Genomic DNA, 18,982 nt, shown 5'->3' on the forward strand with positions numbered 1-18,982 from the left:
TTCTTATGATTGTTTACCATCCAAAAAGGTTACAATTGTTGCAGTATAATTTTTAAAAACAGGGAAAACTACGCTCAACCTATTTTGATGTGCTCGATTTCTTTGTTAGACTTATTCAAGTAGCTGTAGTTTTTCAATTGCCCATTGATTATTTGAATCCAAATCCAAGCTTCTGTGGTAATTCTCTATGGCTTTTGTTTTGTTCCCAGCCTCTAGGTATGTATCCGCAAGAATACTGAAGCAATACCATGAATCGGGTATCCCGGTAACCAGTATTTCAAGTAAATCAACTGCTTTGTCAAACTCCTTGGCCTCACGATATTTATTGGCCGCATCCATTAAATATTTATCGGAAATATTTCCTTCCATGGTTTTTAATTTGGCAATGGCGGCATCGAAACCTTCAATCTCATAGATTTCTATAAGTTCTTTTGTGCCTAAGTATTTATTGGTTTCCTCAGTGGAGCCTGCAAGTTTTTCTCGTATCATACTTCTAACGTCCACCCATCCATCCAATGCACCCCGATTGGATAAGGTAACGACTATGTAGTCCATATTTCGATAAATATCCAATTCCCCTGAAACACCGTGAGCTCCGCCATTGTGCCCGTATACTTCTATACCGTTGAACTTATTAAGGCTAAAACCATAGCCGTAACCATTTTGGTCCTTGTTGGAAATCATTAATGCCAGACTTTCTTCAGAAATCAGGGTATTGTTTTTTAATGCAATGGCAAACTTCAATAAGTCCTCTACGGTGGAGTATGCACCTCCGGCAGAACTTCCTCTAGCTCCTTTCATATAAGTACTGGTTGTCCAAACCCCGTTGATATCCTTTTTAATGTATCCTTCGGCAATATTGGCAATGGACTTGTCGGTTTCATAATTACCCGTATTCTCCATTCCCGCTGGGTTGAAAATATTCCTTTGGACATAATCATAATAGTTGATACCGGATAAATGCTCTATGATCATCCCTAGCACAATATATCCGGCATTGCTGTAGCTAAATTTTTTGCCGGGAGAGAACAGCAGCTCATCATCTTTAAACAAGCTAAAGTAATCAGCAATTGTTCGTACACTGTGCTTTGCACGATGTTCGAATTTATCATTAAAAAAATCGGTTAATCCAGAGGTATGAACCAATAGTTGTTCTACGGTAACACTGTCCCTGACCGTATCATTTGGATAATCGGACAGAATTTCACCTACCCTGTCATTAAGCGTTAATTTTCCTTGTTCCATTAATTGCATTATGGCCACAGCGGTAAACATTTTGCCCATTGATGCTATTCCAAACTTAGTATCGATTTGATTGGGCACATTATGTGCCAGATTCGCATAGCCATAGGCCTTTTTAAAAAGCACTTCTTCGTTTTTGGCTATTAAAACCGTACCGCTATAACCATCATCCTTTGATATTTCTTCCAAGTAATCATCAATTTTGGCAATCTGTTCTTCTGTTGCATTTTCATTGGCTCCCTTGCAACAGGAAAGGAGAATTACGATTAGATATATTGAGATGTTTTTCATATTGTTATGTTTTTATGGTTATCAAAAATTTTTGTTCTCCCCATTTCAAGCTGAATGAAGAGTATAATCAGTACTAGGATTATCGAAGAATATGTTATAATGTAATGCTCAATGGAATGAACATTACTTGACAAGCTGAACAGGATTCCAAGGGTCATTGTCAAGATAACTGAAACCGTTAAGGCCTTATAACCTTTTGCTTTATAACTGGCTATGCGATTATTTACACTTTCCTGTTCCCTAATTGCCTTCATAACCACATCTTCGAGGTCAATAGACGCATTGACATTATCTATTTTTTCCAAGACTTCCTTTAAGCGATCATTATTATCCATATTAAAAAAATTCTTTGCGTTTTTGCTTTATGAGCACTTTGTAAAAGTTCGTTCTACCACGGTGTAAAAGGACTTTCACGTTAGCTTTGGTAAACGCGGTAATCTCTTCAATCTCCGTAATATTTTGGTCATCGATATAATATAGTTGCAAGACCAAAGCTTCTTTTGCTGGGATTTTTTCAAATACCCCTTTTATCAGTTTCTTTAAATCTTGTTTTTCCAATAGACCAATGGCGTTATTGCATGCGGTTTTCTGGTTGTCCGTTATCGCGTAATCTCCCAATACTTCATTCTTCCGCTTTTTTCGTTTTATAGATTGTAATGCAGTATTGACCACAATCCGATAAAACCAAGTGGAAAATTTTGCGTCGTTTCGAAAACTTGCCAGCGAAGAATAGGCTGTAATAAAACTGTCCTGAACCACATCTTTTGCGTTTTCTTCATCCTTGACGATAGATATGGCCACCCCATAGGCCTTGTTCTGATAAGTTCTGATGAAATAACTGAAAGCATTGGTGTTTCCATTTAAGACCTCATTTATATAATGGGCATCCATGGAGGGCTATTTGTTATTCTGTAATCTCTTTGCCCAGAAAAAAGACGCTATGAGACTTATACCTCCAAACAGTAACATGAAGGAAGGATAGAAAACTACATCATCGACGGTAAAAGTTTTCTCAATAAGATATGCGAGCAACAACCCGAAAGCCGTACCAACCATCAACATACCCAATTTTATTTCCAAATATCGATTGTTGGATGGAGCGTTGGTATCGATGCCTCTTTCAATTTTGGCCATTCTTTCTACATGGGAAGCCTTGATAAAAAAATAAATCGTGTATCCAGCTGCAATAAATAGGGCCATCAAAACAATCCCAGGTCCAAAAATAAAATCATTCATTTTTTTTAATTTTAAGGTTTCTCCCTATATGATTATTGTTAACACAAATAGGTTACAGATTTTGTAAAGATTTTTGATAATTGTTCTTTATTCCAGCTTATTCACTATTTATAACAAACTGAAAAAGATATTACCCTAAAGCGTAGCGAAAGGATTATTTGCTCGAGTGAAGTGGAAAAACAAACGGTTTGACTTGCTTCTTTGATTAAAGTGGTGCAAAAAATAAAAAAATGGCAATGTCAGATAGGACTTTGACTTACCTTATAAGAAACCAAAAATATTACGTTATTAAACTAGGTTTGCGCAATAGAAATATTACCAGGATTTTGATGGATATATAAAGCCCCCTAATTTCTAAGTGATTTTAGTTGCAAATCAATTGAAACTGGTTTTTCGTTCCGTAACTGCAAATAAGTGATATCCTTAAGACTATTGTTTCCGTAAGATAAAAATCCAATTCCAGGAATCTGGTTATTGAATAAACCTGATCTGGTTTGGAAACAATACCCCACTCATCCTTCCTCATTCTTGGATTGCACTGAAAAAACCGTAATCATTAAAGCCGCTCCAATGCCAAGAGCAAAATAAGTGTTGAATAAATCTTTTTCAGATAAATATGACCAAATACCAACCCCAAAGGTTATAATTCCAATTGTAATCAATAAAATTTTAGTCGATTTGCTCATAATTAATATTGGGTTTAACAATTACAAATGTCTCTTAATATCTTTGTTGTTATGCCTATTGCTTAAACTTACCAATCCATATTCAGATAAGTACAAAGGGGTAGCTTTTTGAAAAGCAGCGATACACGTTCGCGTTCCTCCTTTTCAGAAACATTTGAGATGGCAATTTGTATTTGTTCAATATTTTTATCATCTGTTTTTATACTTTAACCAGCTATTGTTCTGAGCAGAGCAATCATCACTTAATCTTACTTGATATGGGTAAATGCATATTTTATGTTAGTGAGGTTCCTTTTTTCCAGTTCGAATACAGATGTATAAAGCAATGATTTTTTCAAAATAAATGACCATTACCTGAATTAATTTTGATTTTTAAAGGTTTCGGGGGAATTGAGTATAAATTGAACGTTTTTTGTGAAATAATTGTCAAATTCACCTTTGTATTTTTCAGAAACCTGTTGCTCTATTTCACCGGTAAGTATCACACAACATGATAATTTGGACTCTTCAATCCTTACAATATGTCGGACGTTGATAATAACGGATTTACTTACCCTAACAAAAATAGTTGGTAGTAATTCTTCCAGTTTTTTCATTGTAATTCTGATCAATACTTTCTTACTGAAACAAAACACATTCACGTAGTATCGATCAGCTTTAATGAATTTGACCTCATTAATATCAAATAGGTGTTTTTTGTTTCCTTCCGGTATAATGATTTTATCTGGAAAATATATCATGTGTCTCATTTTTCAAACTAGTGTGTTATCAAGGTCTACTCATTGAATGAAGCTGACATTTGATAAGATTTTTTAAACCATTTTTAACTTTTAGAATGATACAAATCAACCATCGTCATTCCGATTTATACGGCAAGATTAGATTTTACCTATCAAACATTTACGGTCCTATCAAGGTAAAAGCCTGGTAAATGCTATTTGTTTCTTTTTTATTTGTACTCCGAAAAAATTACTGTCAGTAATACATTCACCTACCGCCTTGATTTTCATATCAAGATTTGCTTTTTAGCAATAGGAACTTACTTAAAGAACCGATAAATAAACTGATTAAAAAAAACGAAGGTGCTTATATTTATAAAATTAAGCACCTTTCAAAATCTAGAAACCATGTTTGTATGTTTCTGTTTTTAAGTATATTACATAGGTTTTTTAAGCTTTTTAAACTTGTTTAGTGAATTAAAGGATTCTAATTCTTTAGAATCTTGAAGGAATAAAAACAAACATGTTTATGTATAAACCTTAGTTTTATTGTGATTGGGTTACAAGGCGATATTCCGGTTCTAAATTGATCGATGACATTTCATTTAACATTCAAAAAATTTATCTGGTTTGTAGCATAAGCTTCCACTCTTTGACCCTTGCCAAAATCAATTAGATTCTTCAAGGAGTGCTTTGTCAAAGGTATTTATAACGGAAAATATGTCTGAAAAGCCGAAAATATAGATTGGGCATAAAATTAAACCCTAAAAAATCAAATTAAATGAGTAATCGCGCTCCAAAAACTTTCCAATCTAATTTCCTTTTTCCCATTTATCGATAATCACAAAACATAGAACGGGTGAAATTCATAAGATTATCAATTTTTCGATTCGGTCAATTCGGTTTCTAACAACGCATTGAACATCATAATTTGTATGACCGGATAAAAACAAGGATTGTCAATATATTCTGTCCATTCCTTAAAGAGGTAAAATGCGTTAGGATTTTTCATATGCCTTGATAAAAATTTTTCCGAGGGATGGAAACTCATCATCTATTTCAAAGTTTCATAATACTTTAGCAGTACTACTAAATCATCAAGGGTGTTCATTTTCAAATTCTTTTCCGCTATGTATTTTTTAAGGGACTTTGTCCTATTCGGGAAGATTCTCAAAATATTGTTTTTTCTGAGCTTAACTTTTACTGGATTCATAGAACCAAACTTAAGATAATAGGATTCATTGGAGATAAATTTAGGTGGGACCGCAGTATGAAAACTCGTTTTTGCTTCTTTGCCTTGCCGAAGTATTTTAGAATATTTCACATAAAGACCGCTTTTTGAACCTTTAAACTTTTCAATGAAAAAATCTTGTTCAACTATCATGCCATCAACGCCATAGTCGAGCACCATATACTTTTCATTATTTAACACTATACTAATACCATCCATCTTATTTATATATCTCGAGCCATTAGGATTACTTACTTCCATTTCACCTAAATAGGCATTATAGCGCATAAGAAATTGCCCTAAATCCAAACTATCCTTATAGTAAATATTTCCGGGCAAAAACTTCTTATCAATGTAAGGTTCACCTTCGATTTCCGCTAAGGTAATATTCACATTATTCTTCTTCTTTAGCACATCTTGCAATACGTCCCTTCCGCGCAAAATATTATTTACTGAAAGATTAGCCTCGAAATTGGCGTTTGGCCTCCTACCATTAACATTTCCATATTGGGGAAATACAAATCCCCCCATCAGCATTAAAAAGTAGACAAGTACAATATTTTTTTTTATCCGCATTATTTTAAAGTATTAAAAGACTTCTTGGAAAATTCTTGTGAAAATAAAAGGAGCCATTCTAGACTAGAAAGGCTCCCTTACTTTTATCAAACCAATATCCTAGTGCTATTCATTACAAAGATTCAAAGGAATTGGTCCCTCTGCTGACCCTGCGTCATAAGAAGCTATCAAATTTCCACTGGGCGCATAGATTTGAAAGGATATTTCTCCGAAAAAATCTCCTGGGAAAAACCAATCAGCGGATGTCAACCCCTCTGGGATAGTGACTGTTGCAGTTCCTGCACTGGCATCATCGGTACAAGGATACGATGGAGTTTCATAAGGTGAACATAACCCAACTTGAATTTCATCGCCATTGGAAAGTGTCACCGTAATTCCAGGTCCACCACTATTACTAGAAGTTTGCCAACCATCACCATATGAATCTTGCATTACAACCGTATAGTCCCCGGCAGGAGGTGAATCCAAAATACAAACAATGGTATTATCGTATTGAAACCCTGAAGCAAAAAACTGTCCGGTTACATTACCGTTCACGTTGCTACTTGTGAATACAGATCCATCCTCCAATATCATCGCCAAGCGTACCCTTATAATATCGCCACCATCCACTCTAGACAGATTATCACCGATATTTAAAGTAGAAATTGCATCCGCACCATTTATGCTTAACCGATACCTCGGTTTTCCACTCTCTGTACTTATGGTAAATTCAGAAGCTGGTATTGTTGTAAACAACACATCGGGAATACTGATATCTTCATCATCAAGTTCCGTTTCAGTATCCCCATCCACATCTACAAAGTTATCCAACAAGGAAAGATATACTTCCATAGAGGCAAAACGTGTTCCATCCTGGAAGTCATCAGCCTCCACTTCTACAAAAAACTCCGAGCTCTCGGGAGCACTCTTATTAATATTCCTTGGACTTACGACATCAATAGTCCGTAGGACTGCCGCTTGTTCAAGAGCACTTAAGGAAAACGGGCTCTTATCTTCATCCGTACATGCAGCTACTATTAAAAGTGCAGGAAGAATAAAAAGTAACTTATTTATTTTTTTCATAATTATATTTTTCTTGATTAAAAACTATTCTAAAGTTGGACCACCTTCTGCCCAGAAAACCCGCACAGTTTGATCTGCCTTTTGACTGGCGTTAGAATTTTGGTTTACCAGTTCGTTGGGATACAGAAATGAATTAACAAATCCTCCAGGGTTTTCCAAATACGTTGGCTGCATATTCGAGGGTAAACCTGTTCTTCTATAGGTATTGTAAGCTTCAACCCCGTTACCCCATAAGGCTTTCATGTATTCGTTAATGACAATTTCCAATCTTTCTTGACCAGAGGCATTATCATAAGTTGCCATTACCGTATTTACATAACTATCCACATCCTCAGTTGTTGGAACATATAAATCACGTACTGTTTGTGTTTCATCGACATCCTCTGTATCCGGGTCATCTGGTATTACTGTATCATCCAAATAATCCAATCGTTCACCAAAAGCAATGACTTTGCTTATGGATGCTCGCATTCCAGCCTCCAAATAAGCTCTGGCATCCCCTGTAACTCCAGCGGTCAAAACTCCTTCGGCCAACATGAAATTTGTGAAAGAGGACAACATTATTGGTGATATCCCTGCACCTTCCAAACCAATGAATCTTCCAGATACGGCTTCGCCCCTGCTATCATCAAACAAACCACCTACAGGATATACTCCCCATGTAGTACGCAAACCACCGTCCGGCGGTATTCCATCATTGTCTCCATGATCACGACCCCAATAGCCATCTCCAATGCTGCAAAACACATCGCTTGGCGCATAGCTCAAGGGCCTAGGTTGTGTAATACACTCTGCTTCATTTGGATCTTCGGTAAAATTCAATGATTGTCTATAAAAATAATAGCGCGTTCTAGGGTCCCTACCCAAGTATTCATCCTTCATTCTCACCATATAGGAATTGGACATATAATCCGCAACATCGGCTGGTACATTGAAATTACGTGTAAAAAGGGGGTGCCTACTATCCGGATTGGCATTTGTGTTCGAATATTGAAATTGAAAGTCATCCGCTTCGGTCAATATAAGATTACCCTCATTTAACAGGGCACTAATTTTTCCGCCCACACTAGAATCAACCAAACGTGTCTGTAGGTACAACTTTAACTTCAGTGTGTTTACAAGCTTAATCCATTGTGTTTCGTCACCCCCATAAAACTGATCTGATGAGGCTCCATTAAGCTCATCCCGGTTGAACTGTACGATAGCTTCATCCAATAGGTCCTCAATAGCTTCGTAGACAGCAGCATCATCGTCTAAAACTGGATTTGTGTTTTCTGCTCCAAGCAAAGCCTCAGAATAAGGTATGTCACCAAAATAATCAACCAAGGTCATTACAATATACGCCTCGATCGTTTTGCTAATTCCAATATGGGTGTAAAGCTGTTGTTCTTCGGCTATCGGCTCCAAGGCCCGTATATCGGCCAAAATTTCAGCATAAGCTCGTTCCCAAGCTCTATCAAAATCACTTGGCGGATATGCGTTCGTATAAGTAGGTCCAAACATATGTAACATCCTCGTTACCTCAGCTCCTTCCTCGGATACACCAATGGTAGTAAACCCCCTTGCATCACCATCAAAGAAGATCCCGAGTCCCACTTGAATGGAATTCAAAAATAAATCCGCATCGGCTTGTGTTGGAGTTAAGGCATTAGGACTATCCAATATTTGTAACTCCGTGCTCTCGCAAGAATTTAATCCTAAGGCTAGCACAAAAATGGCTAGACCTTTATATATAATCTGTTGATATTTTTTTGACATTTTCTTTAAATTTATCGCGGTTATCATTAAAATGTTGCATTAACACTAAGACCATATCTTCTAGAGCTTGGTCCTGTGATAAAATCAATTCCTTGTCCATTTCCAACACCTGTACTTAAGGTGTTCGTATCAAATCTCACATCCTCGGGAAAGTTAAATGCCTTGTACCAAAGGTTGTTGCCACTCAATGTGAAGCTTAGCTTCCCAAATGGTGTTTTATCCAACCATTTTTGCGGCATGGCATAACCAATACTGAGCTCATTCAATCGAAGTGTGGAACCATCATAAATTTGAAGGTCATTTCCAGAACTAAAACCAATGGTATCAAAGCCTACGTTGGTGGCTGTCACCTGAATATTGTTAGGCTCCCCATTTTCCAAAACACCAGGTAAGATATAGGTCGCTTCACGATCTATACCTGAAACTGCCACGGTACCTCTACCCAGAAGTGTTGCTGCCGTTTGTGAGAATATATCCCCACCATGACGGTACAACATATTCGCTGAAAGCGTAAGCCCCTTATAACTGAAAGTTGACGTAAAACCTGCATTCCAATCAGGATTGGGGTCCCCAATAATCTCAATATCATTACCTACGAGGTACAAGCCATCTCCACCTACAACTCTATTGCCCGCATCATCTTTAATTGTGGCCCTACCTTGGAGCACACCAAAAGGTTGCCCTTCAATGGCATAGTTTGCTGGCCTACCATCAATGGAAGAGGTAAGAACGATTTGGTCCGTTCCCTCTGGCAGGGAAGTCACCAAGCTCTCATCTGCGAAAAAATTACCGGCTAGGTTCCATCTAAAATTATCCGTCCTGACCGGTGTAAAGTCAAAATCTATTTCAATACCCTTGGTTTCAAGTGAACCTGAGTTTATTCTTGTTACGGTAAAGCCAGAGGCAGGATCTAGGTTTTGATCGGTTATTAAATCATCCGCGGTTTTCTTGTAGACACTAACGTTTAAGGAAAGTCGGTTACGAAAAAATTGAGCATCTATACCTGCCTCAATTTCGGATACGGTCTCTGCTTTTAAATCTGGATTGCCCAATCGATTCGCCACTGAGTTACCAGACAACACATTTCCAGTTTGGTTAACGACTGCTCTTGAAGTTAGGGATAGTTGGTTTCTTGTGCCATAAGGATCGGGAAAACCAGCGGAAGTACCATAGCCAATCCTCATTTTCAAACTACTCAAGAAATTATCACTAACCATTCCATCAATGAATTTGGTAGGAATGAAGGATAAACTTGCCGCTGGATAGAAAATACTGTAGTTGTCCCTTTCCAAGGTTGAGCTCCAGTCATTTCTAGCAGCCAAATTCAAGAATAATCCGTCCTTATATCCAAGGGTTATATCTGAATAGATTCCAACTTGGTTTTCTCTGGCCTGTAAAGCGATTTCCTCTCCCGTAAAGCTGTTTACCGTAGCGTGATTTACAAAGTTAAAATGCCTTAGGACTCCGAATGCCAATTGCTGTGTACTCTCGACACCATCCCTGTCAAATGAGTCATTACGCGATTGAGCGCCAAGAATCGCCTGCAAACTAAAATCTTCTGTTAAATCCTTGTTATAGGTCAAATTAACCGTATGGTTCCATATTTTGTTTTTGACTGTAGTTGTTCTGAATATACCATTGGGGTCGCCATCAACCCCACCACGGTTTTGACCATAACTACTAAGTTCCGTATAGGTATCGAGCCCAAGTTGATATGAGAGCCCTAAACTCTCGGCAATCTGATAATTGAAACTAAGGTTTCCATAAACACGTTCTGTGTTTTGAGTAGTTTTAGCATTGGCTAAAGTCCACCTAGGGTTTTGAATATCGTTCCCGGAACGATAATAGATACTTCTTCCTGTAGACGTCTGGAATGGTAGACCGAACAAATCGACACCTCTTGGCGTATACATGACATCCCCAAATACGGAAGAACCATCCCCTACGGTACCACTACCCGCAGATGCCGAAATAGGAGGGGTACGATAATCTGTGTTGGCATAATTCAATGTGCCACTTACGGTAATATTATTGGATAGCTTCGCCGAACCTCCAATACCAAAATTGTTACGTATCACCTTATTGCCTGGAGTAAACCCCTTATCTTCCAAGTGGCCTAGGTTTACGTTATATGTTACATTTTCCGTTGAACCTCTGAGGTTTATAGAATTAGTCGATACACCACCGGTCCTAAAAAATTCTTGTACGCTATTATAGTTTTGATACCTATAATTGGAAGCCGCCAAATCTTGAAATTCCGCGGTTAAACTATTATCGTTGATAGCATCGAATGGGTGTCTGACCAAAACTGTTCCATCAGGTGCAATTCCCCTGAAATTTGCACCATACGGAAATTCCCTTTGATCAGCGAAATCTGGCCCCCAGTTACTAAAGAAGAACCCAAATGCCTGATGGAATCCGCCACCGTACTGTTTTTGGAAATTTGGTAAAATGGCATTACTAACGAAATAAGAAGTATTGACCGACACCTCTAATTTTTTTGCGGTGTTTTTTGAACTACCGCCTTTGGTCGTTATTAAAACAACCCCATTTCGTCCTCTTTCTCCGTACAGCACCGTTGCACTTAGGCCTTTCAAAACCTTAACGTTTTCAATGGCATTTGGATCTAAATCCAAGAAACGGCTTGACTCACCCGCGCTATCAAAGAAATCATTTTGCTCATTTGCACCACCATCAAAGGGCACACCATCCACAATAAATAAGGGTTGGTTACTACCAGATATTGAAGTATAACCCCTGATTATAAAATTGGTTCCAGAGCCGGAAACACCATTTGTTGCAGTAATATTAACCCCTGCAGCCTTACCTTGTAAAATTCTACCAATATCGCCTTGCGCCCGATCCTCAATCTGTTCACTGCCCACATCACTAACGGCATAACCAAGAGACCCGGCTTCCCTTTTTATATTTTGGGCAACGACCACAACCTCTTCCAGAGCTTGGGCATCTTCCTCCATCTGGACATTTAATGTATTGCCCGGGCCTACGTTAATCCTAACTGTTCTCTGACCGACATAGGTGAAAATCAGTGTCTGTCCTTCCGAAGCTGAGATTGAGTAATTTCCATCAAAATCTGATTGGGTACCTGTTGTAGTGCCCTGCACCAGGATATTAACCCCGGGCAACGGAATTCCTTCCTCGTCAGTAACCAATCCCGTTATTGTTTTCTCTTGGGACCATCCACTGGCCATCACCAAAGCAAAAAGAAGAAATAACAAATTTCTTTTTTTAATTAATTTCATACATTCTAAGTTTAGATTAAAGAGTTAGTTCTTTTGCCTTAACCTTTTTCAACAAGACATTGTTAATAGAAAGTTAAAGACACGGTAAGGAAACAAAAAAAAGAAGGAGTTATTTTTGTTTGAAACGAATCCCAGGGAATTTGCAATGAAAACTGCCTTTAGGGCAAAAAGCATTATCAATTAGAAATAATCTTTTATTCAATAAAAAATCTCTTGAGTTGATGCACGGATGGTAATGTTGTCAACATCTTAAATCTTGGAATGAAAATCAGCACATGCTATATTTGAGAACCTCTCTGCTCCTAATTCCTAGTTTAACCAATAAGCTGTTTTTAATCCATTTACTCTTAAAGGTTGAGCGACCATATCACATTTTTTATTATGAATGGCTTTGCTATAACTGCTCAAACATTTTAAGAAAATAATTTAAAACCTATTAGGACACATTGAAATGAACTAATTAAAACCTACCCAATTGGGTTTGCGAGTTGTCAAATTCGATTATCCTATCACAAACACTAATGATTGAAAAAGATACTAACGCCAAAAACAGGACAAATTTCCGGTTTTTTAATTACCGTAACAGTTAAAGACCAAACATAATCCAATCCTCTCCTTTTATTATAGCATGCCATTATCCTTAAGATGAGTCTTTCACTTGAGCTAAAAAAAATATAATTCTTATGCTATTATCTTCAGGAAACCTTTACTACTGCTTGGGTATAAAAAACACTATGCCTCTCAATAAGCAGAGAGGCATAGAATATCAATACATACTATCTTAATTGAAACTTATTCATCAATATCGGCAATATTAATGACTGCAGTCTTTAATAAATCGGTTCCAGCCCTACCAACTGCAATATCTCCTTCTGAATTTGATGCATCCACCAATGTTACTTCAATAGTTTTAAGACCATCAACCACACCATCGGTTAATAACTGTACATCAATATCCGCATTATCAGGTAATCCATCTAGATTAATCTCCGTACTTTTAAGAATTACCACCTGTCCTCCTGCATTGGAAGCTCCTTCTACTGTGTAGTCGACACCATAAACTGCAGAACCCCCAAATGAATAATTAACGGTTACATCAGATGGAGATGAGGTTGGTATTTCCACGTTTAACGATACAGTACCCGCATCTTCAGAAGTTTCCACTGGATTTATTGAAATACCAGTGCCGGGAGCACTGAAAGCAACGTATCCGGGTAACTCTTCAACTGTAATTCCATTATCTTCTAAGCTATATTCTTCGGTACACGATGCCAAAATCGCTACCAGAATTAAAGGTAAGTAAATTGTTTTCTTCATTTTTTTTATATTATTGATTTTCAAACCACATTGGAACATCTGTTAACTTGTTTGCTGGAATATTAGGGTTGGTTGCAATCTCTGTCGGAGGATATGTAAACCTTTTTAAATATGTAGAGATATTACTGGCAGGTGGTGTCTCCAAGACCGGAATTTGATTTCTTCTAACATTATTCCAGCAAAGTACCGGCATAAGAAAGGAAGCTAGATATTGTTCATTATAAATATCCGTCAAGTTTGCTTCAGGTAAATTATTTACGAATGTGGAAATATCCTCATCTGAAATAATCTGAACAGCTCCAGGAATATCTTGTCCCCACCATTTTAGGGTGTTTGTAACTCCTTTTCTAAAATTATCATTTGCATCTCCAGCAGCAGTAAAACCTTCCAAAGCCAATTCTGCTTTGTACAAATCTATTTCTGCAGGTATCATAATAACATCGGGTAATGTTGCCCTGATAACGTTATTACTTAGGACCGATGTAGAATTATCAGGAAAAAAAGTATTTCCAGGAGCAGGTAAATCATTCCTGGCGATCCACAAATCCAACCGGGGATCATTATTTCCATATAACAGATCCACAAGTGGATCACCTGGTCCAAATATGTTGTCAGTTTCATTATCTGGCCCGCCAAATGCAGTTATTATTGTATTCATGCCATTTTCACCTCCCGGCTCACCTGAATACCTTATTAATGCGGCTTGATCGTTGACCTCCATTAAAGGTTCACCCAATACTTGGGTAATTTGTGCATCGACATTGGCCCCACCGTTTCTAAGCATCATTAAAACCCTTAATTTTAATGAGTTAGCAAAAACTCGCCAATCATCCATATTTCCACCATAGAATAAATCGCTTGATGGTGTAATTACAAATTCGCCTTCCGCTGGTCTATTATCAATCATTGTCATTGCTTCATCCAGCATATCAACGACTCCTCTCAGTACATCTTCTTGAGCATCTACTTTTGGAGCAGGAAATTCAGTTCCATTCAGCGCTTCACTAAACGGCACGTCCTCAAATATACTAGTAGCTTCGTAAAACATATGAGCTGATAATATCGTAGCTATTGCGTTCACATTGTTACTAGTTTCTCCTGCTGCGGCTGCATCTGCTCTAATGAGTGAGAGATTGCCATTTGTCTCCGCATAAAGCATTCTCCAAGTATTACCAGTTAAAAAACTAGTGGTCGATCCATTTTTTGGGCTATTAAAAGTTGTGGAAATATATTGAGGAACATCACAAATCCTTGTTCCTAATTCCGTAACCTTACGTGCTGAGTATTGCACAAACACATATGGCAACACGGCATTTGGGTCAGCAGAAGTAGCGGCTAAAGGATCTGTATTTACATCCAAGGTATCATCACAGGAATAAAAGGTTCCTAAACCAAATACAGTAGTTAAAATTATTGCTATATACTTTTTCATATTTAATGTAATTTCGAATTAGAATGTTAGCTTTAAATTAAATCCCATGCTTCTGGTGGAGGGAATACTAGCTCTTTCAATACCAAAACCATCTGCCCCTGATCCAAATAAACTAGCTTCTGGGTCAATGTGTGGAACTTTTGAGTAAAGGAGTGCCAAATTTCTTCCTTCAACTCCAATGGTTAGACCTTTAATAAAAGTGCTTTCCAGAAATCTTGAGGGAAATGTGTAGGAAAATCCAACCTCCCTAAGTTTGATATACGATGCATCATAAACATAGGGTTCCGCTACACTATTATCATTAAGTGAAGTCCATAAATCCTGAGCATTATAAAGAGGAACATTATTGTCCGTGCGGGTAACAGTTCCGTCAGGATTTTCAGCAATAAGAATACCTTGAGTATCAATAAAAGTACCTTCCCTATTCCTTAAAGTTTCATTGACCAATCCTCCTGTTTGTAAACCTTCAACGGTAGAGGATTTAATTACACCGCCCCATCTTACATCCATTGTAGCTGAAAGGTTGAACCCCTTATAATTAAAACTGTTTACAAAACCACCAGTCCAATCAGGCAGCACGGAACCTAGAGTAGTCGCTTCACCAGCTTGTCTTCTACCTGTGTTTGGATCAATAATTGGTCTTCCCGTGACTTCATCCCTTAAATAGGGTATGCCAAATAATTGAAATTCCTTTCCTGGAACTGCAACTACCTGAACACTGTTAAAAGCAGAAGCAATCGTTACCCTTTCTAAACCTTCTGTCAAGGATACCACAGTGGACTCCACTCGTGAAAAGTTTATCCCTGTATTCCAATAAAAATCCCCTGCTCTTACCGGGGTCGCATCCAATGCTATTTCAAACCCTTCTTGGTCTACCCTTCCTACGTTTTCTGTTCTAAAACGAAATCCTGTACTCTCAGGTATGGGTATATTTAATATTTGATTCTCATTTCTACTGTTGAAATAAGCAACATCCAAATTAAGACGTCCATTGAATAATTTTAAATCCAATCCAAACTCATAGGATGTTTGCTCTTCCGGTTGCAAATTAACAGAAGGAATAGTTGTTGTCGCCGCATACGCTAAAGCTCCATTAAACGGAAAATTCAAATTCAATGAATACTGGCCAAAAGCACTGGTGACAGGATTAAAATTAAAATTTAAAAGATAAGGGTCTGTATCATTACCTACCTGTGCCCAACTGGCTCTTAGTTTTCCGAACGTTAAGAAATCACTGGAAATGTCGAAAGCATCCGTAAAAATAAAAGCTAAACTGGCAGAGGGATAAAAATAAGAATTGTTCTCAAGGGGCAAAGTTGATGAATAATCGTTCCTTGCCGTCAACGTTAATGTAGTCCAATTTTTATAACCAATTTCCGCTGAACCATATATACCAAATAGCCTGGATTCGGTAAAATCCCTTATTCCAATTGTTTGAGCAGCATTGGCAGGACTAAACAGCTCCGGAATCAATAAATTGACACCCTGAATTTGCTGTCTTTCAAATATCCTTTGATTGTATTGTACCCCAGTCAATAAACTTACTGAAAAATCAGAATTTAAATCAGGGTCATAGTTTGCAAAAATATCTATGGTAGTCTCATTTCTTCTTATCTCATCGGAGATAAAATCACCCTGTGCACGCGCTATGGTACCTTTACTATTTTCTATTAGACGTCGATCATCTTGTACATCCAATCCGATTCGCGAGGTTACTCCAAAACCTGTAAATGGTTTATATGTCAATTGAAAGTTACCAAAAATACGATCTGCATTTCTATCGTTGGAATTTTCGTTACGTATCCATAATGGATTATTGGATTCAACACCATTATTGGAAGTAATTAAATTTATTTGGTTACCACTAGCATCAATCCATGGTTTAAATAAATTCTGGTCCAGTGTACTACTAAAAGAAGATAACCCAATAATATTTGGATCATTAGCACCGGAAGCCCCTGTTCCAATTGAATTTGTTTTAGTGTACTGAACACCAAATCTTGATTCTAATTTCTCGCTATGTCGAACACCGGCATTTAAACCTATGGTGAGCCTATCCAACTCGGCCCCTGGAAGAACACCTGTCTGATTCAAAGAAGTTACACTGATTCTATAATCCATCTTTTCATCAGCATCAGATACGGAAAAATTATTGATTCTGGTAAAACCGGTCTTAAAAAAATCATCAACGCCATTGTTATCGACCGGTTTCAATATTCCAGGTTCACCAGTGACCGGTAGATTCTGAACCGTCTGCCCTACAATTCTTGGGCCCCAATCAAATCCTACAGCTCCAGCATCATACTGACCTTGAGTACCCATGGCATATTCCTGCTGGTAATCGGGTTTCCTAAATAGGTTATCAAATCTAACGGTAGAATTAATAGTTACCGTTGCACCACCGTTAGGATTAGATTTTCCTTTTTTGGTCGTGACAATGATTGCACCACCCGCTGCCCTTGAACCGTACAAGGCGGTAGCAGCTGCACCTTTAAGTACGTTGATTGATTCCACATCATCGGGATTGATAACGGAAGCGCCATTGGCAAAATCTCTTGTACCTGTTATTCTACTTCCATTTCCAGGAGTCTGTGAATTATTGATTAAGATACCATCAACCACCCATAAAGGTTCGTTACGACCGGACAAAGAGGAAACACCACGTATAATTATTTTTGAAGAACCCCCTAAATTTCCGCCGGAATTAGTAATTTGAACTCCAGTAATCTTTCCCTGTAAAGCATTTGTGATATTGGTTTCTCTGGCCTTCACCAATTCATCACCTTTAACAATGTCAGTCCCATAACCAATTGTTCTAGCATCTTTTGCTATGCCAAGAGCGGTGACCACTACTTCATCCAAAGATTGCGTATCTTCTTCCAACTTTACATTAAGCATACTCTGCTCACCAATGATTCTGGTGACTGTTTTTTGACCTAAATAAGAAAATCTTAACGATTGACCTGGATTAACTTCAATTGTATAATTTCCATCAAAGTCTGTTTGCGTACCTTTGTTCGTGCCCACTACCACCACGGAAACTCCAGGAAGGGGGCTATCAAATTCGTCAGTAACTTTACCAGTAATCGTGTTTGATTGTGACCAACTATAGTTCACAAGTAAAATAAAAAGAAGAAATAGCAGATTTCCTTTTTTAATTAATCCCATACATTCTGATTTTAAATTAATAGAGTTAGTTATTACTCCTGTACTGGTCAGTCAACAATTATTTTACTGCAAGTACAAGAGAGCCGAAAGGAATAAAAAAAAGGATGGAGGAATATTTGTTTGCAACCAATCTCCAAAATTTTGAAACAAACTCCCAGAGTCATGAGAAATTAAAGAAGCAATGTGATAATTTAGAAAACTTAAGGGGTAAAAAATAGGAGGCAGATGGTTGGGCTAATTCAAAATCTTAAAATGAAACAAAACTATGTCTTTTCTTAAGAAACCACCCCCTCCTATTATATTTTAAAGATTACAATCCAAATAAACCGATTAAAAAGGAGTCATTATTTTTTTTGTTACTAAATGCTTCCTTTTTGCAACAAGATCTAGAATATTGGAGATAATGTCTAAAAAATGTTATGTTCTTAGGTGCCTCAATGAGAGGGAGTATTCTTAACCGATGGCACCTTTGATTTGAAGGTAACCGTAGGATACATAAAAAATCTAGAGCTAAACAGGATTCTTTGAGGTCTGAGTACAAATAAGGTTAATCTATTCAATTACATTTATAGAAAAACACATCATAGGCAAACGTATCACTAAGAATATAAGATACTTTGAAGTGAATCAATAAAACATTTTCAACCGACGTTCCAGTATTTTGGAATACTTTTCTTTCATGTCATCGGAAAGAAAAGAAATCGATATAAGATCCTCCCATTTCTCCTTTGCCTGAAATATATCCTGAAGTATGGTTTCAATGGTTTTTTCGTTCAATTGTAATCGCTCCTTCGCATAGTAATCCGTAAAGTCTGACGCTTTTAAATTACTTTTTTTTCCTTTCAGGGTCAATGCAATTTCTTCTTCAGGGTTTTTAATCGCAATGGAGGAGTTCAACAGATCATAAGCAGGGGCCAACGTCGTTTTGCCATTCTTTGTAATTAGGGAAAAGTTTTTAAGGTGCATATCCTCATTTCCAGTCACAAAACAAAAAACTA

14 protein-coding genes are annotated in these 18,982 nt (G+C 37.5%); all 14 read right to left on the reverse strand.

The genetic code is table 11. The annotated features are described in order from the left end of the window. Nucleotides 1-111: 111 nt before the first annotated feature. Nucleotides 112-1,533, reverse strand: a complete 1,422-nt coding sequence (locus tag D2V08_RS14105; protein ID WP_119608799.1) for a serine hydrolase domain-containing protein — start codon at nucleotides 1,531-1,533, stop codon at nucleotides 112-114. Further along, nucleotides 1,530-1,838 (reverse strand): hypothetical protein, encoded by a 309-nt coding sequence (locus D2V08_RS14110; protein ID WP_147374147.1) that lies wholly within the window; start codon nucleotides 1,836-1,838, stop codon nucleotides 1,530-1,532. Before D2V08_RS14110 ends, D2V08_RS14105 begins: the two co-directional genes overlap by 4 nt. Nucleotides 1,839-1,869: 31 nt before the next feature. Beyond that, complete coding sequence (locus D2V08_RS14115; RefSeq protein ID WP_119608801.1) at nucleotides 1,870-2,424, reverse strand: RNA polymerase sigma factor; 555 nt, start codon at nucleotides 2,422-2,424, stop codon at nucleotides 1,870-1,872. Between the two features lie 6 nt (nucleotides 2,425-2,430). Then, entirely contained in the window at nucleotides 2,431-2,769 is a 339-nt protein-coding gene (locus D2V08_RS14120; RefSeq protein ID WP_119608802.1) for a DUF6249 domain-containing protein, read from the reverse strand. 512 nt (nucleotides 2,770-3,281) lie between these two features. Next, nucleotides 3,282-3,455, reverse strand: a complete 174-nt coding sequence (locus D2V08_RS17395; protein ID WP_182835563.1) for a hypothetical protein — start codon at nucleotides 3,453-3,455, stop codon at nucleotides 3,282-3,284. 359 nt (nucleotides 3,456-3,814) lie between these two features. Beyond that, the gene (locus tag D2V08_RS14125; RefSeq protein ID WP_182835564.1) at nucleotides 3,815-4,195 is read right to left on the reverse strand and encodes a LytR/AlgR family response regulator transcription factor; all 381 of its coding nucleotides are present in this window, start codon (nucleotides 4,193-4,195) and stop codon (nucleotides 3,815-3,817) included. Nucleotides 4,196-5,228: 1,033 nt separating this feature from the next. Next, entirely contained in the window at nucleotides 5,229-5,981 is a 753-nt protein-coding gene (locus D2V08_RS14130; RefSeq protein ID WP_119608804.1) for a hypothetical protein, read from the reverse strand. A 105-nt stretch (nucleotides 5,982-6,086) separates the two neighbouring features. Continuing rightward, nucleotides 6,087-7,046 carry a hypothetical protein gene (locus D2V08_RS14135; protein WP_119608805.1) on the reverse strand — a complete coding sequence of 320 codons (960 nt, stop codon included), beginning with the start codon at nucleotides 7,044-7,046 and terminating at the stop codon, nucleotides 6,087-6,089. A gap of 24 nt (nucleotides 7,047-7,070) precedes the next feature. Beyond that, nucleotides 7,071-8,804: a SusD/RagB family nutrient-binding outer membrane lipoprotein gene (locus D2V08_RS14140; protein WP_182835565.1), complete on the reverse strand. Its 1,734-nt coding sequence runs from the start codon at nucleotides 8,802-8,804 to the stop codon at nucleotides 7,071-7,073. Between the two features lie 26 nt (nucleotides 8,805-8,830). Further along, nucleotides 8,831-12,067 (reverse strand): SusC/RagA family TonB-linked outer membrane protein, encoded by a 3,237-nt coding sequence (locus tag D2V08_RS14145; RefSeq protein ID WP_119608807.1) that lies wholly within the window; start codon nucleotides 12,065-12,067, stop codon nucleotides 8,831-8,833. Nucleotides 12,068-12,859: 792 nt separating this feature from the next. Next, entirely contained in the window at nucleotides 12,860-13,384 is a 525-nt protein-coding gene (locus D2V08_RS14150) for a putative periplasmic lipoprotein (RefSeq protein ID WP_147374149.1), read from the reverse strand. A gap of 10 nt (nucleotides 13,385-13,394) precedes the next feature. Then, the gene (locus tag D2V08_RS14155) at nucleotides 13,395-14,816 is read right to left on the reverse strand and encodes a SusD/RagB family nutrient-binding outer membrane lipoprotein (RefSeq protein ID WP_119608809.1); all 1,422 of its coding nucleotides are present in this window, start codon (nucleotides 14,814-14,816) and stop codon (nucleotides 13,395-13,397) included. Nucleotides 14,817-14,834: 18 nt separating this feature from the next. Continuing rightward, complete coding sequence (locus D2V08_RS14160; RefSeq protein ID WP_119608810.1) at nucleotides 14,835-17,984, reverse strand: SusC/RagA family TonB-linked outer membrane protein; 3,150 nt, start codon at nucleotides 17,982-17,984, stop codon at nucleotides 14,835-14,837. A 627-nt stretch (nucleotides 17,985-18,611) separates the two neighbouring features. Continuing rightward, nucleotides 18,612-18,982 (reverse strand): HipA domain-containing protein (locus D2V08_RS14165; RefSeq protein WP_147374107.1); only part of this gene is annotated, 371 nt, incomplete at its 5' end.

Origin of the sequence: Flagellimonas lutimaris (genome assembly GCF_003581615.1) — a bacterium.
GTDB classification, from domain to species: Bacteria; Bacteroidota; Bacteroidia; order Flavobacteriales; family Flavobacteriaceae; genus Flagellimonas; species Flagellimonas lutimaris.